19 protein-coding genes and 1 pseudogene are annotated in these 19,384 nt (G+C 71.3%); 10 read left to right on the top strand and 10 right to left on the bottom strand.

All coding sequences use genetic code 11. The annotated features are described in order from the left end of the window. Positions 1–84: 84 nt before the first annotated feature. On the bottom strand, positions 85–1,071 hold the full coding sequence (locus tag DSC45_RS15330; protein WP_205571332.1) for an ABC transporter substrate-binding protein: 987 nt from the start codon (positions 1,069–1,071) through the stop codon (positions 85–87). A gap of 169 nt (positions 1,072–1,240) precedes the next feature. Between DSC45_RS15330 and DSC45_RS15325 the strand changes: the two genes are divergently transcribed. Then, entirely contained in the window at positions 1,241–2,260 is a 1,020-nt protein-coding gene (locus DSC45_RS15325) for a FecCD family ABC transporter permease (protein ID WP_240434645.1), read from the top strand. A gap of 44 nt (positions 2,261–2,304) precedes the next feature. After that, complete coding sequence (locus tag DSC45_RS36105; protein WP_205571331.1) at positions 2,305–4,419, top strand: iron chelate uptake ABC transporter family permease subunit; 2,115 nt, start codon at positions 2,305–2,307, stop codon at positions 4,417–4,419. Between the two features lie 80 nt (positions 4,420–4,499). Here DSC45_RS36105 and DSC45_RS15310 read toward each other — a convergent pair whose 3' ends face one another. The 7 genes and pseudogenes from DSC45_RS15310 to DSC45_RS15280 all read right to left on the bottom strand — a co-directional run bounded on the left by DSC45_RS15310 (position 4,500) and on the right by DSC45_RS15280 (position 9,784). Further along, positions 4,500–4,949, bottom strand: a complete 450-nt coding sequence (locus DSC45_RS15310) for an NUDIX hydrolase (protein WP_119291273.1) — start codon at positions 4,947–4,949, stop codon at positions 4,500–4,502. A gap of 230 nt (positions 4,950–5,179) precedes the next feature. Continuing rightward, entirely contained in the window at positions 5,180–5,791 is a 612-nt protein-coding gene (locus DSC45_RS15305) for an AAA family ATPase (protein WP_119291121.1), read from the bottom strand. Between the two features lie 175 nt (positions 5,792–5,966). Further along, positions 5,967–6,737, bottom strand: a complete 771-nt coding sequence (locus DSC45_RS15300) for an NPP1 family protein (RefSeq protein ID WP_119291271.1) — start codon at positions 6,735–6,737, stop codon at positions 5,967–5,969. A gap of 178 nt (positions 6,738–6,915) precedes the next feature. After that, positions 6,916–7,356: a cytidine/deoxycytidylate deaminase family protein gene (locus DSC45_RS15295; RefSeq protein ID WP_119291119.1), complete on the bottom strand. Its 441-nt coding sequence runs from the start codon at positions 7,354–7,356 to the stop codon at positions 6,916–6,918. Positions 7,357–7,423: 67 nt separating this feature from the next. Then, positions 7,424–8,214 (bottom strand): annotated as a pseudogene (locus tag DSC45_RS15290) (SDR family NAD(P)-dependent oxidoreductase). Between the two features lie 50 nt (positions 8,215–8,264). Further along, positions 8,265–9,269 (bottom strand): fibronectin type III domain-containing protein, encoded by a 1,005-nt coding sequence (locus tag DSC45_RS15285; protein ID WP_240434644.1) that lies wholly within the window; start codon positions 9,267–9,269, stop codon positions 8,265–8,267. 230 nt (positions 9,270–9,499) lie between these two features. Then, complete coding sequence (locus DSC45_RS15280) at positions 9,500–9,784, bottom strand: hypothetical protein (RefSeq protein WP_119291116.1); 285 nt, start codon at positions 9,782–9,784, stop codon at positions 9,500–9,502. Positions 9,785–9,950: 166 nt separating this feature from the next. Here DSC45_RS15280 and DSC45_RS15275 point away from each other — a divergent pair, with 166 nt between their 5' ends. Further along, entirely contained in the window at positions 9,951–10,319 is a 369-nt protein-coding gene (locus DSC45_RS15275; RefSeq protein ID WP_119291115.1) for an arsenate reductase family protein, read from the top strand. 29 nt (positions 10,320–10,348) lie between these two features. Here the strand turns inward: DSC45_RS15275 and DSC45_RS15270 are convergent, their stop codons facing one another. After that, entirely contained in the window at positions 10,349–11,248 is a 900-nt protein-coding gene (locus DSC45_RS15270) for a Gfo/Idh/MocA family protein (RefSeq protein ID WP_119291113.1), read from the bottom strand. Positions 11,249–11,456: 208 nt separating this feature from the next. On the opposite strand from DSC45_RS15270, the gene glnII reads away from it, so the two are divergent. From glnII to DSC45_RS15250, 3 genes are all read left to right on the top strand, one after another. Beyond that, positions 11,457–12,485 carry a glutamine synthetase gene (glnII, locus tag DSC45_RS15265; protein ID WP_119291111.1) on the top strand — a complete coding sequence of 343 codons (1,029 nt, stop codon included), beginning with the start codon at positions 11,457–11,459 and terminating at the stop codon, positions 12,483–12,485. A gap of 448 nt (positions 12,486–12,933) precedes the next feature. Beyond that, complete coding sequence (locus tag DSC45_RS15255) at positions 12,934–13,575, top strand: winged helix-turn-helix domain-containing protein (protein WP_119291107.1); 642 nt, start codon at positions 12,934–12,936, stop codon at positions 13,573–13,575. 184 nt (positions 13,576–13,759) lie between these two features. After that, positions 13,760–14,758, top strand: coding sequence for an NAD-dependent epimerase/dehydratase family protein (locus DSC45_RS15250; protein ID WP_119291105.1), 999 nt, complete (start codon positions 13,760–13,762; stop codon positions 14,756–14,758). Positions 14,759–14,824: 66 nt separating this feature from the next. Here the strand turns inward: DSC45_RS15250 and DSC45_RS15245 are convergent, their stop codons facing one another. Then, positions 14,825–15,394 (bottom strand): TetR/AcrR family transcriptional regulator, encoded by a 570-nt coding sequence (locus tag DSC45_RS15245; protein WP_119291103.1) that lies wholly within the window; start codon positions 15,392–15,394, stop codon positions 14,825–14,827. Positions 15,395–15,473: 79 nt separating this feature from the next. On the opposite strand from DSC45_RS15245, the gene DSC45_RS15240 reads away from it, so the two are divergent. The 4 genes from DSC45_RS15240 to DSC45_RS15225 all read left to right on the top strand — a co-directional run bounded on the left by DSC45_RS15240 (position 15,474) and on the right by DSC45_RS15225 (position 19,248). After that, the gene (locus DSC45_RS15240) at positions 15,474–16,394 is read left to right on the top strand and encodes an NADP-dependent oxidoreductase (RefSeq protein WP_119291101.1); all 921 of its coding nucleotides are present in this window, start codon (positions 15,474–15,476) and stop codon (positions 16,392–16,394) included. Between the two features lie 121 nt (positions 16,395–16,515). Continuing rightward, positions 16,516–17,229: an SDR family NAD(P)-dependent oxidoreductase gene (locus DSC45_RS15235; RefSeq protein WP_119291099.1), complete on the top strand. Its 714-nt coding sequence runs from the start codon at positions 16,516–16,518 to the stop codon at positions 17,227–17,229. A 124-nt stretch (positions 17,230–17,353) separates the two neighbouring features. Continuing rightward, entirely contained in the window at positions 17,354–18,610 is a 1,257-nt protein-coding gene (locus tag DSC45_RS15230; protein ID WP_119291098.1) for a sensor histidine kinase, read from the top strand. Continuing rightward, positions 18,595–19,248 (top strand): response regulator transcription factor, encoded by a 654-nt coding sequence (locus tag DSC45_RS15225; protein ID WP_119291096.1) that lies wholly within the window; start codon positions 18,595–18,597, stop codon positions 19,246–19,248. Before DSC45_RS15230 ends, DSC45_RS15225 begins: the two co-directional genes overlap by 16 nt. The last annotated feature ends 136 nt before the right edge of the window (positions 19,249–19,384 follow it).

Below are 19,384 nucleotides of genomic sequence, written 5' to 3'. Positions count from 1 at the left end.
GCGCGCGTGCGTGGTGGTAGCGGGCCGGGGCCCGGAACGGGTGCGGCTCGTCGCGCCGTCGGCGGCGCGGCGGGCGGCGTCCGGTCAGCTGGTCCCGGCGTAGTCCTTCGCCGCTGCGGCCAGGTCCTTGGCCTGTGCGTCGCCGCCGGGGAAGGTGTAGATGGTGCCGGAGGCGACGGGGTAGACGTGGCCGGCCTCGGCGGCAGGCAGTCGCTTGAACGAGGCCGATTCGATGAGGGACTTGGCGCCCGGTTCGATCGTCCCGTTCAGGTCGGTCTCGTAGAAGATGACGTCCGCGCCGGCCAGGTCGGGGAGTTTCTCGCGGGAGGTCTCCTCGACGTAGCGCTTCGGGTTCTTGGCGTATCGGTCGAGGTAGCCGAAGCCGGCGGCGTCGATGCGGCGCCAGGTCAGCGACTTGCTGGTGTCGATGAAGAGTTGATTGCCGGTGGTGTTGATGGAGACGGCCTTGGCGCTCTTCGTCTTGGCGCCGTGCTGCTTCGCGACGGCGGCGAGCTTCTTGTCGAGCCCGGCGTTGCGCTCCTTGTAGCGGGTGGCCTGGCCCACGGTGTCGGCGATCTTGGGGTAGTTGTCCCAGACGTCGGTGGGTTCGGCGATCTTGAAGATGACCGTCGGGGCGATGTCGGAGAGTTCGTCGTAGTCGATCTCGAGGCCGCCGTTGTCCATTCCGACGATCAGGTCGGGCTTGGCGTTGAGCGCCTTCTCGACGTCTACGCCCTCGAAGCTGCCGACGGTCGGGATGTTCTTGAACTTCTTGAAGGTGTCCGCGCCCAACTCGGTCTCGAGGAACTCGCCTTCGAGGGACGCCACCGGGCGTACGCCGAGGTCGGCCAGTTCGGAGCCGGTGCGCCACAGGGCCAGGACCCGCTTGGGCTTGGTGGGTACGTCCTTGACGTCGCCGTTGAGGGTGTTCTTGATCGTGCGGGTGGCGCCGTCCCCGCTGCTCTTGGCCGCGGTGTCGGTGTCACCTCCCGCGCAACCTGCCGTGGCCGCGAGGGCAAGGACGGCGAAACCTGCGAGGGCCGTGCGCATCCGGCGCGCGAAGCGCGTCATGTTCTCTCCTCGTTCACCGAGCGCGGGCCGTTCGTCCGCACACGTCTCGTTCCTCGGCCCGTCCGCGTACGCGTCGGGGCGTGCGAATCCGATGACGGGCGCGACCGATGGACCGAGTTCACCGGGGCACCACCGAGCCGCTTTTCGCACTTAGGTTAGGCTAACCAATGTGAAAAGCCAACGGTCGAGCCCAGTGGTGCGGCTCCCTTTGATCACCGGCGCGTTCACGGTCGCCGCGGGTGGTGCCGTGCTGGTCAGCCTGGCCTTCGGCAGCAATTCGATCCCCTTGGCCGACGTCTTCGCCGCCGTGTTCCAGCACGCGGATTCTCCCGAGGCGACGGTCATCACGACCCAGCGACTGCCGCGCACGCTGCTCGGCCTGGGCGTGGGTCTGGCACTCGGCATGGCGGGGGCCCTGATGCAGGGGCACACCCGCAATCCCCTTGCCGATCCTGGCCTGTTCGGGGTGAACGCGGGTGCGGCTTTCGCGGTGAGTTGTCTGGTGTACGGCTTCGGGGTCGCCTCGTCGCCCGCTGTCGTGCTTGCCGCGCTGATCGGTGCCGCGCTTGCGGCAGGTGTGGTCTCACTGGCCGGGCTGCGGGGCGGGAGCAGCCGGGGCGCGCTGGTGTCGCTCGCGGTGGCGGCCACCGCGCTGAGCGCGATGCTGTCCGCTCTGACGACCGCTCTGGTACTGCTCGACAAGCGCACGCTGGACGTCATGCGCTTCTGGCAGGTCGGTGCGCTGTCCGACCGGGACTACGCGATGGTGGGCCTGGTCTGGCCGCTGCTCGCGCTCGGCGCGCTGCTTGCCGTACTCAACTCCTTCTCGCTCAACTCGCTCGGTCTCGGCGACGACGTGGCGCGCTCCCTCGGCACCCGGGTGCGCCGCAGCCGGATCACCGGGATCGCGGCGGTGACGTTGCTCGCCGGTCCGGCGACCGCGGTGTGCGGTCCGGTGGCGTTCCTCGGTCTGGTCGCGCCGCACGCGGCGCGGGTGTTCGCGCGCTACGACCAGCGCTGGCTGGTGCCGTTGTCCGGACTGGCCGGGGCGACCGTGCTGTTGCTCGCGGACACCGCGGGCCGGGTGGTCGCGCCGCCCGGCGAACTGGCCGCCGGAATCACCATGGCCGTGGTCGGCGCCCCGGTCCTGCTCGCCGTGAGCCGCCGCCGGAAGCTGGTGGCGCTGTGACGGGGGACCGGCGCACGGGGGCAGTTGATCAGGCCCGGGTGTCGGTGACCGACAGTGTCGCCGGCGGCGAGTCCGCGTTCGATGGAGGCTTCGACGGGGGCTCGGCGGAGCGCCTGGGCGCCGGCGTGGACACGTCCCCTCCGCGGAACGGCGGCGGGCGCTCGACTCGCCCGCCTCGGGCGGGTGTTCAGTTCGGTCGGGTCGGCTTCCGGCTGCGGCGCCGTACGGTGGCCGCGACGGTCGTGGTGAGTACGGCGCTGGTGGCGCTCGTCCTGACCGGCCTGTTCACCGGGAGTTACGCGGTGGCGCCCGACCGGGTGCTCGCCACACTCGGCGGGGCGGGCGACCGGCTCGAGGAACTCGTCGTCCTCGACCACCGGCTCGGGCGCACCCTGGCCGGTGTGCTCGTCGGCTTCGCCCTCGGCTGTGCCGGAGCGCTCACCCAGTCGGTGACGCGCAATCCGATCGCCAGTCCCGACATCCTCGGAGTCACCGCGGGTGCGGGCTTCTTCGCCGTACTGCTCGTGGCCGTACCCTCGCTGGCCGACCGGGTCAGCGACGAGGGCGCGGGGGCGGCGCTCGCTCCGGCCGCCGTGGTCGGCGGGCTGGTCACCACGCTCGTGATCCTCGCTCTGTCCTGGCGGTCCGGGTTCGACGGCATGCGGCTGATCCTGGTGGGGCTGAGCATCAACTCCCTTGCGCTGGCAGGCGTTTCCTGGCTACTGACGCGCGCCGACCTGGATCAGGCGCAGGTGGCGACCCGCTGGCTCACCGGCTCACTGAACGGAACGCGTCTGGTCGGTACGGCCGCCCTGGTGCCGTTGGTGATCGTCGGCGCCGTGGTGTGTGTGGCGCTGGCCCGTGATCTGGGTGCGCTGCGGTTGGGCCGAGATATGTCGGCGGCGCTCGGCACGTCGGCAGGGCGTACGTCCGTGGTGAGTCTGGTGGTCGCCGTCGTCCTGGTGGCGGGGGCCACCGCGGTGGCCGGTCCGGTGCCGTTCGTCGCCTTCGCCGCGCCGCAGGTCGCGATGCGGGCCTTCGGAACACCGGGGCCTCCGCCGATCGCGGCCGGGCTGACCGGTGCCCTGCTCGTACTGGGCGCGGATCTGGGCGTCCAGCACCTGCCGGTGGAGCTGCCGGTCGGCGTCGCCACGGCTGCCGTCGGGGCGCCGTACCTCCTTTCGTCCTGCAACGCCAACGCCGGAGAGAAAGTGCCTGAAGACGCATGCCCCCACGACAAGGCGGCTCGGGTGGACCCGACGCCGGCGAGCGACAGTCCGCTGAGTGCGCGTCACATCACCGCGGGCTACGGCAGGAAGACCGTCATCGGTGATCTGAGCGTGGACATACCGCGCGGGCAGGTCACGACCATCATCGGGTCCAACGGGTGCGGCAAGTCCACGCTCCTCAAGGTGCTCGCGCGGCTGCTCGCGCCGAGCCAGGGGCAGGTTCTGCTGCAGGGCGAGCCGCTCGACGGGCTGCGGCCCCGGGAAGTGGCGCGCCGGATGGCGATCCTGCCGCAGAGCCCTGTGGCGCCGGAGAGCATGACCGTCAGGGATCTGGCGGCGCGCGGCCGGCAGCCGCACCAACCCTGGTACCGGGGCTGGAGCGAGGAGGACGACCGGATCGCGACCGACGCGATGCTGGCGACGGGGGTACTCGAACTGGCCGACCGCCCTCTCGAGGACCTGTCGGGCGGTCAGCGTCAACGTGCCTGGGTGGCCATGGCGTTGGCCCAGGAGACCGACATTCTGCTGCTCGACGAGCCGACCACGCACCTGGACCCGGCGCACTGTGTGGAGATCCTGGAGTTGGTGGTGCGGCTGCGCCGGGAGACCGGCCGGACCATCGTGATGGTGCTGCACGATCTCAGCCTCGCCGCCCGCTACAGCGACCACCTGATGGTGATGAAGGACGGTGCCCTGATCGCCGAGGGGCCGCCCGCCGGCACACTCACCAGTGAACTGCTCCTGGAAGGCTTCGGCTTCCCGGCCCATGTCTTCGCGGACCCCTACGACGGGCTGCCGACGGTGGTACCCCGCAGTCGCGCCGGGGCCGACCCGGGCGCGAGCGGCCGTGAACGCGGCGGCCGTGAGCGCGGCGGCTGCCCGGAGCAGGATGCCAAGACGCCCTCGCCCGAGGCGGCGCGACCCGCCTGACCGCGACCTGACTCGGCCGGTCCGCAGCCCGCGCGGCAGACGCCGCCCCGATCCGCGGCAGGGTGTCATATCCCGGCCCGTCACGAGCAGTCGCGGCCGTACACCGGGTCGATGCGAGCCAGCCATATGTCCTGGTCGTCGGCGAGCGGGGCGTCGAGCGGGAGGGGTACGAAACGGCAGTCGAACTGCATGCCTTCGTCCTCACCCCCTCCTGCCACCCGGTGCCGCCAGGCGTCGGGAGTGTCCGGGGGAACGGTGAGGTGGAAGAAGGTGGTACGGCGGGGCAGACCGGTGTCGGGGTGCGGCCTGTCCTCCACGGCGAGCGGCCCGAGCAGGGTGGCCGTCCGCAGTCCGGTCTCCTCGACGGTCTCGCGCAGCACAGCGTCCTGCAACGCCTCACCCGACTCCACTCCCCCTGCGGGGACTTGAGTACCGGCCTCCGGCACCCCGACATGGCCGAAGACCAGGAGCTCGGGCAGGGTGCGGTGCCTCGTGATGTAGGCGGCTACGCGAATACGCGGCGCGGTCAGGGTCAACGCGGGTCTCCCGTCATCTGCGACATGACACCGGCCAGGAGCACCCGCGGTGGTGTGCTCCGGTGCGTCATGGCGGGAGCGTAGGTGAGGCACGGTGATGGGCGCTCGGCCTGTGGATAACCTCCGGGAGCCGGACGGACGGAGCCGCAAGAGCGCTCTGTGGACGGGGCGTTCACGCCCGGTCGGCGAAGCGGTGTGCTGACCCGAGGGACGGGCCGTACGTCCTAACTGAGCCGGAACGTGTCGTCGGCGAGCGCCCGCAGGAGCGTACGGACCGTTTCCTCGGACGTGTGCTTCGTCGTGTCGACCGCGTGCGGTTCGTACGGGCCGAGGTCCGCGAACTGGCCGTGCATCTGGCGCAGGGGTTCCACGTCGGTGAGGGCGTCGGGGCCCCGGTTCGTGCCGCGGCGCAAGGTGGTGGCCTCGTCGGGGCGCAGTACGACGTAGTGGAGCGGGATGCCGGTGGCCCGCGCGCGGACGCGGAACGGTTCGAGGAACCAGGGGCCCACCACACCGTCCAGGACCACGCGGTAGCCCCCGGTCGCGTAGGCGAAGGCCGTCTCGACCAGGGCGTTGATCACGACTCTGTTCTGCCGGTCGGCCTCCGGCAGATACGGGAGGATGACGCCGTTGCGGATGCACGCCCAGAAGTCGTCGGCATGCAGGTACACGCTCGGCGACCGGTCCTGGACGACCGTCTGCGCCACGGTGCTCTTGCCCGCACCGGGCGGACCCGTCAGGAGGACCAGCTCGCCGGGGAGTCCGTCCACTCCGTCCGCCGGGCCTTCGGGCGGTGACTGCTCTCCCTGCGCCGCCTGCGGTTCGTCGTACGCCATGGTCCTCGCACTCTCTCGCTCCGGCCGGCTCCGCTCCGTCGACGGAGCGGAGCCGGCACCCGTTGCTCCGGACCCTTACGGAATCACAAGCACAGGGATGACCCGTACAGGGATGCCCGTGCGAGAGATGCCACCTGCAGACATCGCACGCACGGGGCGCATCACCTCTGCGTGATCACGCGTACGGGTCGAACGGGATGTCCGCGGGCTTCGCCCCCGCGAGATGATCGCCGAAACTCGCGTCCTTCAGGCCGAAGTTGGCGCTGCCGAAGTCGGTCCCGGTGAGCTTGTCGCGCAGCCCGTCCGGGTAGCCCTCCCAGCCGACGAGAGACGGGAACTGCCAGGCGCCCGCGTGGTTCTCGGGTGGCTCGTCGCCGGTCGTGGCAGGCCGGAAGCAGTGCGTGCTGAGGCCGTCCTTGTGGTAGACGATCTTCGGGTGACTGCCGTCCCACTGGATGTCGTCGCGCGCGTGCACGCTGAACGAGCCGTGCGCGGAGGTGGCCACGTACTCGGCCTCTCCGCCCTCCGGCGCCCACACCACGACGTGCTCCCAGTCGTGCCGGTGCCCGCCGAGGCCGCTGCCGGCCACGGCCTGGTCCTTCTCGAAGTAGAGGGCGTACATCACCGCGCACCAGCCGTTGTTGCACTTCGAGCGTGCGTAGCCGTTGGTGTTCTCGAGGTCGGAGGCGTCGTGGCACTGGCCGTTGACGGCTCCGCCCGGATCGAGGCCGGGGGCGGTGGTGCCGTCCGGTGCGATGGCCGGTGTCGGGTAGCAGCCGTCCCCGTCGTAGTCGTAGGCGGGCTGGTGGGTCTCCTCGAGCGGGTCCGCCTGTCCGGGCAGGCTGCCCGGCGGATCGGCGAGGGCACTGCCGGGCAGTGCGACGACGAGCGCGAGCGCGCTGCCGAGAGTGATCGCGACGGTACGTAGGCGTGAGCCGGTGCGCACGGATTCCTCCTGATCGGCCGCGGTGTGGGGGTGCACGGCCATGCTTGGCATGCCCAGATCAGGAGGGGTGAACCGTGCGAGCAGGCCTGAGGCCACCGGCGAACACCGGTGACCTCAGGGACAGTTGGGGTGAAGGGGGCACACAGGGCCCGATTGCGGCTTCCCGGGCCTCGGGGCCTCAGCCCTGCCGTTCACCCGGGGACGGCTCCTGGTGATCCGCCCAGACATAGCCGTACGGAAGGAGTTCGGCGACGGGCACCTGAATGAGCGCATCCTCGGCGGCCACGACGACGTCCAGACCCGGGTGGTAGTCGAGCAGGACCTGGCGGCAGCGGCCGCACGGCGGTATCACCCCGCGCCCGTCACTGCCGACGGCGACCATCGTGACCAGGTCGTACGCACCCTCGGCCGCGCCGGCCCCGATGGCGACCAACTCCGCGCAGGGCCCGCCGGTGAAGTGGTAGACGTTCATGCCGGTGGCGATCCGTCCGTCCCGGGCACGCGCGGCCGCCGCCACTGTGTGATTGTCGCCTCGACTGCGAGTGGCCGCCAACTGACGTGCGACCGCGACGAGTTCGTGGTCGACCGGGCGAGGTCCGGTGCGATCGGTTTCCGGCATGACGACTCGCTGCCCACTTCTGTGCTCGACGGCTGGAAGTCCGATCCGCGAGGACCGGACCTGCGATTCATACCGTCCTGATCGAGGCTCCGTCGACCAGATAATCCGCGCCGGTGATGCTCGCCGCGAGCGGCGAGGCCAGATGAGCGACGAGGCCGGGGACCTCGGCCGGCTCGACCAGCCGTCCCGTGACCGGGCCCATCGCGCCCGGCAGCCCGGCGAGCAGCTGATCGTGCTCCAGGCCCAGAGACTTGGCGAGTTCGCCACCGTATCCGTCGGCGGCTTCCCACAGGGCGGTGCGGACCGGCCCCGGCGAGACGCTGTCGACGCGCACCCCTTGAGGGCCGAACTCCTCGGCGAGCGCCTTGCCGAAGGCCGTCAGAGCCGCCTTGGCCGTCGTGTACGGGACGGGTCCGGCGTGCGGCACCCGGGCACCGTTGGAGGAGACGGAGACGATCGCGCCGCGGGCGTCCGCCAGATGCGGCGGAGCAGCCCGGGTCGTCCGCACCGCGGCAAGGAAGTTGAGCTCGCACGACTGACTCCACTGCTCCTCGGTGAAGCTGAGGAAGCCGCCCGTCTGCCCCCGGCCCCCCCCTCACCTCCGCCGACGTTGTCGACCAGGATGTCGAGGCCGCCGAGTTCGCAGTCGGCTCGAGCCGGCAGGCGGGCCGGGGCACCCTGCTCGGCCAGGTCGAGCGGGACGGCGAAAGCGCCGGTGTCCTCGAGTTCCGGAGTGATCGTGCGAGCGGCCGCCACGACCCTCACACCCTCGTCGACGAGGGCGGCGACGGCCGCGAGGCCGATGCCTCGGCTCGCCCCCGTCACGACGGCGGTCTTCCCGGTGAGCCGCAGATCCATGACGTCCCCGATCCGGCCGGAGCGATGCCACACCCGGGGCGGGACGACCCTCAGCCCTCGCCCGTAGTCACCGTGCGCTCCGGCGAGAACGCGCCCCAATTGCCGTCCGGGAGGCGGGCCCTGAGCTTGACGCGGTAGGTCTGGCCGGACTCGCGACTGATGAAGAAGCTGTGCTTCGCGCGGCCCTTCGGAGCGTCGGCGCCCCAGGCGAGGGTCGTGGTCTGCCGGCCGTTGAGGTAGATCCGGTACTCGGAGACCTCTCCCCCGGTGCGCGGCGGGTCCCAGGACAGGTCCAGGTGGTGGGCTCCGTCCTCCGCGTGGGTGGCCACCTCGAAGTCGGCGGGCGCCGTGCCCGCGGTGCTGCCGCCGCCCGCTCCCCCGGTGGTGTGCCGTACGCCCTCGGTGGCCGTGGAGGAATGGTCCGCCGCGTCCCGCGCCTTGACGGAGAACATGTAGTCCGTGCCCGGTCGCAACCCTGTGACCAGGGCCGAGGTGGCCCCGCCCGGGACACTGTGGATGCGGGCCCCCCGCTGGTAGACGTCGTACGAGGTGACGTCCTTGCCGTCCTTCGACGGGGTCCAGGTGAGCGTGGCGGCCCGGGAGCCGGCCGCAGCCACCCGCAGCCCGGAGGGCGCGGCCGGCGGGGTGTCGTCGGCGGGGGCCGGTTCACGCATGGTGACGGTCGCCTTGCGGCTCAGCTGCGAGGCATTGCCCTCGGCGTCCAGGGCCCGTACGCGGAAGCTGTAAGTGGCCTTGGGGCGCAGGCCGTTGAGGTCGGCCATGTATGTCTTCCCGGGCAGGGACTTGACCTTGGTCCGGCCACGGAATATTTCGTAGCGGTCGACGGCGGCGGCGCCCGGTGACTTGTTCCACATGACGTGGACCGAGGTCGCGCTGCCCGCGTGCACGGTCAGGCCACGTGGCGCGGACGGCGGCTCGACCGACTCCTCGGCGCCGTCGGCCCCGGCACCGAACAGCGAGCATCCGGTCAGCGTGGCCGACGACAGGCAGAGTGCGACGAGCAGGGCGGGGACGGTTCGGACGGTGCGTCGCACGGCGTGCCTTCCGGTCGGCGTTCGCGTCATGCCGTACGCCCCGGGCGGGCGTCACATTGGTCTGGACATGTGTGCCACACATGTCCCGTGCACTTCAAGACCGGCGCATGGACCGCCGTGCGCCGGCTCCGCACGCGTGACTCCGTGCGCCCGGCGCCACGACGTCGGCTCCGGGGCGCCGACCGGCCGGCGCCCCGGAGTCTTACGTCAACTGCCCGCGCGGCGGCCGGTCAACGGCTGTAGCGCATCAGCGCGCGCACCATGTGGCAGGTGATCTCCGACGGCGGACGGACGCCGACGAGGTCGGCGGTGGTGCGTATCCGGCGGTTGTCCGCCTGCTCGGCGCGGTACACACCCGAGTCGAGGAGGGCGATGGCCAGGCGCATCGCCTTCAGGCGGCGGTTGTGCATGACGTACCACTCGCGGGGGCGTCCCGCGGGCAGCGGCTTCTTCACCAAGGGCATGTACGGCAGGTCGATCGGCAGGGGTTTCGCCGTGAGAACAGCAGCGGCCATGAGGCATCCTCCTGGGCGGTCGGGGGCCCTTCGGACCATCTCGAACACTGCTTCTATTCTACGACCCACCACTGACAAAAGCCCCTGGCCACAAGGGCTTTGACCGATGCGCGGCGGTCGCTCGGGGACAACCGGCCACCGCTCGCGCGCGGTCTACGCTGACGGCATGGAGATCTGGATCAACCCGGCCTGCTCGAAGTGCCGCAGCGCACTCACCCTGCTCGACGCGGAAGGCGCGGACTACACCGTGCGCCGCTACCTCGACGACGTCCCGTCCGAGGACGAGATCCGGGACGTACTCGGCCGGCTCGGCCTCGAGCCCTGGGACATCACTCGCACCCAGGAGGCCGCCGCCAAGGAGCTCGGGCTCGCGGACCGCACCGAGTGGCCGCGCGACGACAGCGGCCGCGACCGGTGGATCGCCGCCCTCGCCGCACACCCGAAGCTGATCCAGCGCCCGATCATCACGGCGGACGACGGAACCGCGGTGGTGGCCCGCACGGACGAGGCGGTGCGGGACGCGCTGGGGCGCTGAGCGCGAACTGCGTTTCACACCTGGGCAGTTCAGCCAAGATCACGTTCCGCCCGGGCGAGGATCTCGGTGATCCGGAGCCCGAGCCGTACGTCGCACGGGTCGGGCTCTCCCGAGGCCGCGGCGGCGAGCAGCGCGTCGACCGCGCGCGCGTAGGCGTCGACCGGCCCGTCACCCCATGTCTCGGGCAGGCGCTCCACGCCGCCGGTTCCGCGCAGTTCGACGTCGACACCGCCGGCCTTCGACGGGGCGGTCAGGCTGAGGGTGGCGGTGCTGGAGGCGCCCGAGGTGTGCCGGAGGATCAGATGTGTGGTGTCCTCGGGACCGCCCGCCGCGGTCACCGCGGTGACGTCGCCGAGTACCGGGAGCAGCACGGACAGCGCGTGCGGGCCGACGTCCCACAGGGCGCCCTTCTCGTGACGCCAGGGCGAGTCGACGGCCGGACCTTCGGCGTCGTGCGCGTAGATCGAGCCCAGCCACGCGGCGTGCGCGGTGAACCAGTCGTCGCGCAGGGCCTGTTCGGCCAGCCAGGGGCGTACCGCGGACGAGAAGCGCAGGGTGAGGAAGACCACCGACGCGGCCCCGCCGGAGGCTGCCGCGTCGACGACCTCGCGCGCGTGGCCGACGGTGGTGGCCACCGGTTTGTCGAGCAGCAGGTGACGGCCCGCACGTGCGGCCCGCGCGGCGATCGGCGCCTGCACATCGGGAGGCAGTGCGACGGCCACCGCGTCGACGTCCTCGATGAGCGCGTCCGGCGTCGGGTACGCGCGCGTGGAGAGTGTTTCCGCCAGCGCACCGGCAGCCTCGGGGCGCCGCCCCCATACACCGGTGAGCTCCACCCCGGGATGGGCGGCGAGTGCGGGTCCGTGCACCCGCTGTGCCCATGACCCCGTTCCGAACAGCCCGACCCGTGTCTTCCGCAGCTTCGTCATGCCCCCAGTCTGCGGGCCCTGAGCCCGGGACGGACACCGCGACGTGTATACGACGCTCACCGCCGCCGGGCCCCGTGCGCGGCGTCCGTTACACGGGGTTCACGATCGGGCAACGGCCGGGAAATCGCGCGTTGTCAGGCTGCATGTACCGCGTGGGACACCCGCAATGCCCGCACATGCCCGTACATGTCCGCAAAGGATGGCGACCGTGACGTTCAAGGCCGAGTACATCTGGATCGACGGCACCGAGCCGACGGCGAAGCTTCGTTCCAAGACGAAGATCCTCGAAGCCGCCGTCGCCACCGCCGACCTGCCCGTCTGGGGCTTCGACGGGTCGAGCACCAACCAGGCCAAGGGCCACGCCTCGGACTGCGTGCTGCGCCCGGTGTTCTCCTGCCCGGACCCGATCCGCGGCGGCGACGACATCCTCGTCCTGTGCGAGGTCCTCAACACGGACATGTCGCCGCACGAGTCCAACACCCGCGCCGCCCTCGCCGAGACGGCCGGACAGTTCGCCTCCCAGGAGCCGATCTTCGGCATCGAGCAGGAGTACACCTTCTTCAAGGGTGCCCGGCCGCTCGGCTTCCCCGAGGGCGGGTTCCCGGCCGCGCAGGGCGGCTACTACTGCGGTGTCGGTTCGGACGAGATCTTCGGACGGGACGTCGTCGAGGCGCACCTGGAGAACTGCCTGAAGGCCGGGCTCGGCATCTCCGGCATCAACGCCGAGGTGATGCCCGGACAGTGGGAGTTCCAGGTCGGCCCGCTGGCCCCGCTGCTGGTCGCCGACCAGCTGTGGGTCGCCCGCTGGCTGCTGTACCGCACGGCGGAGGACTTCGAGGTCTCCGCGACGCTCGACCCCAAGCCGGTCAAGGGCGACTGGAACGGCGCCGGCGCGCACACGAACTTCTCCACGAAGGCCATGCGCGAGGGCTACGACGCGATCATCACCGCCTGCGAGTCGCTCGGTGAGGGCTCGAAGCCGCTCGACCACGTCAAGCACTACGGCGCCGGCATCGACGACCGCCTCACCGGCCTGCACGAGACGGCCCCCTGGAACGAGTACAGCTACGGCGTCTCCGACCGCGGCGCCTCGGTGCGTATCCCCTGGCAGGTGGAGCAGGAAGGCAAGGGCTACATCGAGGACCGGCGGCCGAACGCCAATGTTGACCCGTACGTGGTGACGCGGCTGCTCGTCGACACCTGCTGCACGGCGCTCGAGAAGGCCGGACAGGTCTGAGACCCTGCGCCGCCCCCGAGCAACTCCCTGTGGGCGTCCGCCTCTTGTGCGGACGCCCGGAGGGGTGTTCCGGCATGTGGACAACGCGGGCGCCGAGGGTGAGGTGGGCCACTTCGCCGCGCACCGCGGCCTCTTGCGGAGGCCGGAAAGCCGCGGTGGGCGGCCGGAAAGCCACCGGTGTCCGGCCGGGCCCTGGGGCCCGGCCGTGACTTCTGCTTCAATGGGACCCATGACCGGATACCAGGACACCGCTACGGGGCGCCATGACCTCGAGCCGTTCTGGCCTTCCCGTCAGCATCACGACTTCGACCGGGTGTGTTGCCGCGCGCTGAACGCGCCGGCCCTCTAAAGCCGCTCACCCCGGTCTTCGGTCGGCGCGCAGACGTAACTCCGTCCTTCGGTACTTCGACGAACCGACGTCTTCCTGCGCGAAGAGAGCTGACTTCCCATGGCGAACACCCGTCCCTTCTCCACCGCGACCGCCTCCGCATCGTCCGGCGCACTGCCGCCCGCACGGCACCGTCTGCGTGCCGTCGACCGTGACGAGGTGGTCGACGTCGCGGACTTCCTGCCGCCGGGCGCCACCTGGCTGCCCGCACCCCAGCACACCGTGCCGACTCTGCCGGGCCACCCGCCGATGGTCGGCTACCTGGTGCTGGTACCCGCCGACCAGCAGCCCGCGGCACTGGCGGGCCGCGCGGCGACCACTCCCGGGGTGGCCGGCCGGCTGCACGCACCGGCGCCTGCGGTCGCGCCTTCCCCGGCGCCGCAGTTGCCCGTGCAGGGCGGCTCCGCCGACGCACTGGTCCGGATCGACCCGGTACAGCGCACGGCCGACGTCGACGGGCGACCGCTCGACCTCACGTATCTGGAGTTCGAACTGCTCGCCCATCTCGTCGCCCACCCGCAGCGGGTGCACACCCGTGACCAGTTGGTCAGCACGGTGTGGGGGTACGGACATGTGGGCGACGGCCGCACCGTGGACGTGCACGTCGCGCGGCTGCGCCGCAAGCTCGGCGCCGAGCACCGCCAGGTGATCCAGACGGTACGTCGCGTCGGCTACAAGTACGCGCCGCCCGCGGGCCGTTGAGACACCCGAGCGCCCACCGCGGGTAGCGGCGCTCGCAGGTGCGTGGCCGGTCCCTGCCGTACTGGGGCCGGCCACGCACCCTGTGCTCCTGTGCCGCGTGGATCGCTTGGGGCGCCTGGATCGCCGGATCGCCTGACAGCAGAATCCGGTGCGCGGCGGCACGTGCGCAGGCAGAGTTCACGCCATGCGACTTCTGATTCTCGGCGGTACGGAGTTCGTCGGCCGCGCGGTGGCCGAGGCGGCCACGACCAGGGGCCACGACGTGACGGTCTTCCACCGCGGCCGGCACGATCCGCCCTCCGGCGTCACGGCGCTGCACGGCGACCGCCTCTCACCGGACGGCCTCGCCGCGCTCACCGACGGCGAGTGGGACGCGGTGGTCGACACCTGGTCCGGCGCCCCTCGCGCGGTACGCGACACCGCGCAGCTGCTGGCGGGCCGGGTGGCGCACTACCTCTATGTGTCGAGCTGCTCGGTGTACGACTGGCCGCGCGGCCCGGGCGCGGACGAGAGCGCCCGGCTCGTGGCGGGTGCCCCGGACGCGGAGCAGACCGACTACGCCGCCGACAAGCGGGGCGGTGAGCTGGCCGCGCTCGAAGCCTTCGGCGAGGACCACTCGCTGTTCGCCCGCGCGGGCCTGATCCTCGGCCCGTACGAGAACGTGGGCCGGCTGCCGTGGTGGCTAGGACGGATCGCGGCGGGCGGCCCGGTGCTCGCACCCGGTCCACGCGATATGCCGTTGCAGTACATCGACGCGCGGGATCTGGCCGAGTGGATCCTGGACGCGGCAGCGGACGGGCTCAGCGGTCCGTACAACCTGGTCGGTCCGCAGGGGCACACGACGACGGGCGGGCTCCTGGAGGCTTGCCTGCGCGCCACCGGGTCGACGTCGGCCGAACTGCGGTGGACCGCCCCGGAGACCGTCCTCGCAGCCGGGATCGAACCCTGGAACCATCTGCCGGCCTGGCTGCCTCCCGGCAGCGATCTGTACGACGGCCTGTTCACGGTCGACGTACAGCGGGCCCTGGCGACCGGGCTGCGCTGCCGCCCCGTCGAGGAGACGGTCGAGGCGACCTGGGCCTGGCTGCAGTCGATCGGCGGCACCGCGCCGCAGCGCCCGGACCGCCCCGCTGTGGGCGTGCCGCCGGAGCTCGAGGCGAAGGTGCTGGGCGAAGGCGCCTAGCCGACGGCACGCCCCGGCAGGAGCCGTCGGCCGCAGCGGCTCCGCTCACACCGAGGAGACCGCGGTTCACACGGTGGCGACCGCGGTCCGGACGTCTTGGACGATCAGCCGGGCGATGTCCGCGAACTCCTCGGTGTTCCCCGGGTCGATCCATCGATCGAGAGTCAGTTTCAAGGCGAGCGTGCCCAGTTGTGCGGTCACGTCGGCGACGAGTTCGGGAGCTCCGCGGCGCGCCATCGCCTCCGCCATCGAGGCGGTGAGGCTCACCCCCTTGAGAGCCTCGCGTTCCTGAAGGTCGGGGTGCGTCTCGATCACGGCTCTCCTGCGCACGGCGAAGGACCGGTGGTCCGAGGTGAAGACGTCACGTCCGAGAACGTCGAAGCCGCGCGCCATCGCCTCGAGCGGGGAGGCACCGGCGGGCGCCTCGGCGATCGCCGTGGCCATCGGCTCGATCAGCACGTTCTCGCCGAAGAGCACCTCTCGCTTGTCCTGGAAGTGCCGGAAGAAGGAGCTCTTGGCGAGTCCGGCGCGCTGTGCGATGTCGAGCACTGTCGTGTTGTCGTAACCGCGCTCCGTGAACAGTTCCAGAGCGGCGTCGGCGAGTCGTTGCGGTGCGTTGGGTTCCCAGCGAGCCATGGCGACAGCTTACGGGACTCGGTCTCGTCACCATGTACTGTGATAGGACCAAGTCCCATCACTGATGTGGAGGCACGTCATGAGCCGAGCCGTTGTGTACGAGACGTTCGGAGGCCCGGAGGTACTCCAGCTGCGCGATGTCCCGGAGCCGCATGCGGCAGCGGGTGAGGTGCGCGTACGCGTGACTGCCGTCGGCCTCAACCCGATGGACTGGCTCCTCGCCTCGGCGCCCGAGGCGGCGCAACGGTTCGGCATCACGCTGCCGTCCGGGTTCGGCACCGACATCGCCGGCGTCGTCGACGAGGTCGGTGCCGGCGTCTCCGGCTTCTCCGTGGGCGACCGCGTCTACGGAGGCGCGGTGGGCCGGGCCGCGGCGGACCATGTGGTGGTCGACCCCTCGACGGGTTCGCTCCTCCACACGCCGGCAGGGATCGGCGACGAGGTTGCCGGCACGCTCTCCGTGGCGGGGCTGACGGCCGCTGCCGCGCTCGCGTCCGCCGGCGTGAAGGCCGGCGACACCGTCCTGGTCGGGGGCGCGGCCGGGGGCGTCGGTGTGCTCACCGTCCAGCTGGCCGGGCTCGCCGGGGCGCGGGTGATCGGCACCGCCTCGGAGAGCACCTTCGGCTTTCTCCGGCAGTTCGGGGTCGAACCCGTCACGTACGGCCCCGGCCTCGAGGACCGGGTGCGCGAGCTGGCTCCCGACGGAGTGAGCGCGGCGACCGACCTGTTCGGCGCCGAGGCGGCCGAGGCGGCGCTGGCGCTCGGCGTCCCCGCGGAAAGGATCGCCACCATCGCCGTGGGCGCCAACCCACCCGGCGGCGTACGTGCGACCGGCGGCTTCGAGGCGCGGCCCGAGGACCTGCAGCGGGTCGCCCACGCCGTCGCCACCGGTGAGATCACCGTGCCGATCGCCGCCACCTTCCCCGTGTCCCGGATCCGCGAAGCCGTCGAACTGCAGGCGGGGCGCCACGTGCACGGGAAGGTCGTCGTCACCCTCTGACTCCGCACCCGGGTACGCGGCGGGGATACGCACGAGCGGGGCCACTTCGCGGGACCGGTCCGCTCCCCCTCCCGGCAGTCGCCCGGCCCACACCTGGGCACTACTACTCATGGAGACACCCATGTCGAAACCCACAGCCCTGATCACCGGCGGAACCAGTGGCATCGGCGAGGCCACCGCCCGGACGCTGCACGCACGCGGCTATCGCGTCATGGTCACCGGAGTCCACGACACCGACCCCGGCCTGCCGCAGGACATCGCCGTCGTCCACGCCGATACACGGTCCCTGGCGGACACCGACCGCCTGGTGGGCCGCGCCCGCGAGACGTTCGGCTCGCTGGACCTGCTGTTCCTCAACGCAGGTGTCTCCCGCCCCGGCCCGATCGAGACCACGGACGAAGCCGCCTTCGACGCCCTCTTCGACATCAACGTCAAGGGCAGCTTCTTCACCCTGCAGAAGTCGCTGCCGCCTCTGAACGAGGGCGCGTCGGTCGTCTTCACCGTCGGCGCCGGGGAAGGACTCGGAGCCGCGATGACCGCCGCCAAAGGGGCCCTGCTCCCCCTGATGCGCGCCCTGTCGATCGAACTCGCTCCGCGCGGAATCCGGGTCAACGCGGTCAGCCCCGGCGCGATCAAGACGCCCGCCTACCGCAAGATGGGCATCTCCGACGAAGTGATCGACTCCTGGGCGGAGGGCATCCCGCTGGGGCGCGTCGGAGTCCCGGCCGACGTCGCCGAAGCGGTCGCGTTCCTCGCCTCCGGCGCAGCCGGTTACATCACCGGGAACAACCTCGTCGTCTCCGGAGGGACCGGCGTTCACACCCGGCCCCTCTGACTCCGGACCCGCGAGGGTGTTGCTGGGTACACCCGACATCCGGGTGGGAAACCCCGTGCCCGGGCCGGGTCGCGGCGGCGACACTGGACGCACACGGGGAGTCCACGACAGAAGGCAGGGGATCATGAACACGTCGAGGGTGCGCGGGGCGTTGCTCGCCGCAGTACAGGGGCTCGCGCTCGCCCTGCTCTCGCTGGGTGTCTCGCTCGCCCTGTTCATCGTGACGGTGCTCTCGATGGCATTCATCGTGCTCGGAGTGGGGGTCTTCACCACCCCGCTCGTGCTGAGGATGGTCAGGACGCACGCCAACCACCGCCGGCTGCTCGCCGCCAGCTGGTCGGATGTGCGGATTCCGGTGCCGTACCGGAAGTTCCCCGCGGATCTGCGTACCGGGGTCACCGGGCAGGTCGAGCAGTGCAGCCTGCTGATGAAGGACCCGGCGACCTGGCGCGACATGCGGTGGCTGGTCACCGACATGACCGGTGGCTTCGTCGTCGCCATCCTCGCGCCCGGGCTGTATGCGGAGGGCGTGTTCGGGCTGCTGCTCATGGCGGGGCTGTGGAAGCCGATCGACGGCTACTGGTACGCGTTCATCCCGGTCGACAGCCAGGGCACCGCCACCCTCGCCGCGCTGCTCGGCTGCGTCTGGATCACCCTGGCGACGTATCTCAATCCGTATCTCGTCAAGGGGCACTTCAAGATCGCGCAGGCCTCGCTCGCCCCGGGCGAGGGTGCCGAACTGACCCAGCGCATCGACCGGCTCACCGAGACCAGGAACGACGCGGTCGACACCTCGGCCGCCGAACTGCGCCGCATCGAGCGGGACTTGCACGACGGAGCGCAGGCCAGGCTGGTCTCCGTGGGAATGGACCTCGGCACCATCGAGGCGCTCATCGAGAAGGACCCCGAGCAGGCGAAGCGGCTGATCGGCCAGGCCAGGAAGTCCTCCGCGGACGCCCTGACCGAGCTGCGCGACCTGGTCCGCGGAATCCACCCGCCGGTGCTCGCGGAACGCGGCGTCGGTGACGCGGTCAAGGCGCTCGCGCTGCGGATGCCCGTACCGACCGAGGTGGCCGTGGACCTGCCGGGCCGGCCGGACGCGCCCGTCGAGTCGGCGGCGTACTTCGCGATCAGCGAGGTGCTCACGAACGCCGTCAAGCACGCGGGCGCCGAGCGGATCTGGATCGATCTGCACCATCGCGACGGGATGCTGCGGGTCGGGGTGACCGACGACGGTCGCGGTGGCGCGGCCGTCGCACCCGGGGGCGGGTTGAGCGGCATCGAGCGGAGGCTCGGTACATTCGACGGCGTCCTGGCCGTCAGCAGCCCCGCGGGCGGTCCCACCATGGTGACCATGGAGATCCCTTGCGAGTTGTCCTAGCCGAAGACCTCTTTCTGCTGCGGGACGGTCTGGTCCGCATGCTGGAGGCTTACGACTTCGAGATCGCGGCAGCGGTCGAGACGGGGCCCGAACTCACCCGGGCACTGGCCGAGTTGCAGCCGGACGTCGCAGTCGTCGACGTCCGGCTCCCGCCTTCCCAGACGGACGAGGGGCTGCAGTGCGCGCTCGCGGCACGCCGGGACCGGCCCGGGCTGCCGGTGCTCGTGCTCTCCCAGCACGTGGAGCAGCTGTACGCGCGCGAGTTGCTCGCGGACGGGAACGGCGGGGTGGGGTATCTGCTCAAGGACCGGGTCTTCGAGGCGGATCAGTTCATCGACGCGGTGCGCCGGGTCGCGTCCGGCGGTACGGCGATGGATCCGCAGGTGATCCAGCAGCTGCTGTCGCGGCGGTCCGCCGACGCGCCGCTGGGCGGGCTGACGCCGCGGGAGGTGGAGGTGCTGGAGCTGATGGCTCAGGGCCGGTCGAACGCGGCCATCGCGGGAGCGCTCTTCGTGACCGAACGGGCCGTGGCCAAGCACACCTCCAACATCTTCCTGAAGCTCGACCTCAACGTGTCCGACGACGACAACAGGCGGGTGCTCGCGGTACTCGCCTACCTGGACCGGGGCGACAACTGAAGTCCCCTGTACGGCACTTGGGGTGGTGACGGTTCCGGGGTGTCTGTTCATCCGCCGATTCCCGGTCCGCGGAGCCGACTTGAGTACGGTTGCCCCCGCTTGCCCCTGGAGGATGCTCCGAACTTCGCCGGGCGTT

The organism is Streptomyces sp. YIM 130001 (assembly GCF_003574445.1).
In the GTDB taxonomy this organism is placed as follows: Bacteria; Actinomycetota; Actinomycetes; order Streptomycetales; family Streptomycetaceae; genus Streptomyces.
The sequence above is the reverse complement of the archived record's forward strand: the minus strand, read 5'-3'. Positions and strand labels throughout refer to the sequence as shown.

What these genes read in the sequence shown, in the direction of transcription:
- DSC45_RS15330 (WP_205571332.1), bottom strand. Translation starts at nt 1,071, where the DNA reads ATGACGCGCTTCGCGCGCCGGATGCGCACGGCCCTCGCAGGTTTCGCC.
- DSC45_RS15305 (WP_119291121.1), bottom strand. Translation starts at nt 5,791, where the DNA reads ATGGCGTACGACGAACCGCAGGCGGCGCAGGGAGAGCAGTCACCGCCC.
- DSC45_RS15295 (WP_119291119.1), bottom strand. Translation starts at nt 7,356, where the DNA reads ATGCCGGAAACCGATCGCACCGGACCTCGCCCGGTCGACCACGAACTC.
- DSC45_RS15280 (WP_119291116.1), bottom strand. Translation starts at nt 9,784, where the DNA reads ATGGCCGCTGCTGTTCTCACGGCGAAACCCCTGCCGATCGACCTGCCG.
- DSC45_RS15275 (WP_119291115.1), top strand. Translation starts at nt 9,951, where the DNA reads ATGGAGATCTGGATCAACCCGGCCTGCTCGAAGTGCCGCAGCGCACTC.
- DSC45_RS15270 (WP_119291113.1), bottom strand. Translation starts at nt 11,248, where the DNA reads ATGACGAAGCTGCGGAAGACACGGGTCGGGCTGTTCGGAACGGGGTCA.
- DSC45_RS15255 (WP_119291107.1), top strand. Translation starts at nt 12,934, where the DNA reads ATGGCGAACACCCGTCCCTTCTCCACCGCGACCGCCTCCGCATCGTCC.
- DSC45_RS15250 (WP_119291105.1), top strand. Translation starts at nt 13,760, where the DNA reads ATGCGACTTCTGATTCTCGGCGGTACGGAGTTCGTCGGCCGCGCGGTG.
- DSC45_RS15245 (WP_119291103.1), bottom strand. Translation starts at nt 15,394, where the DNA reads ATGGCTCGCTGGGAACCCAACGCACCGCAACGACTCGCCGACGCCGCT.
- DSC45_RS15240 (WP_119291101.1), top strand. Translation starts at nt 15,474, where the DNA reads ATGAGCCGAGCCGTTGTGTACGAGACGTTCGGAGGCCCGGAGGTACTC.
- DSC45_RS15235 (WP_119291099.1), top strand. Translation starts at nt 16,516, where the DNA reads ATGTCGAAACCCACAGCCCTGATCACCGGCGGAACCAGTGGCATCGGC.
- DSC45_RS15230 (WP_119291098.1), top strand. Translation starts at nt 17,354, where the DNA reads ATGAACACGTCGAGGGTGCGCGGGGCGTTGCTCGCCGCAGTACAGGGG.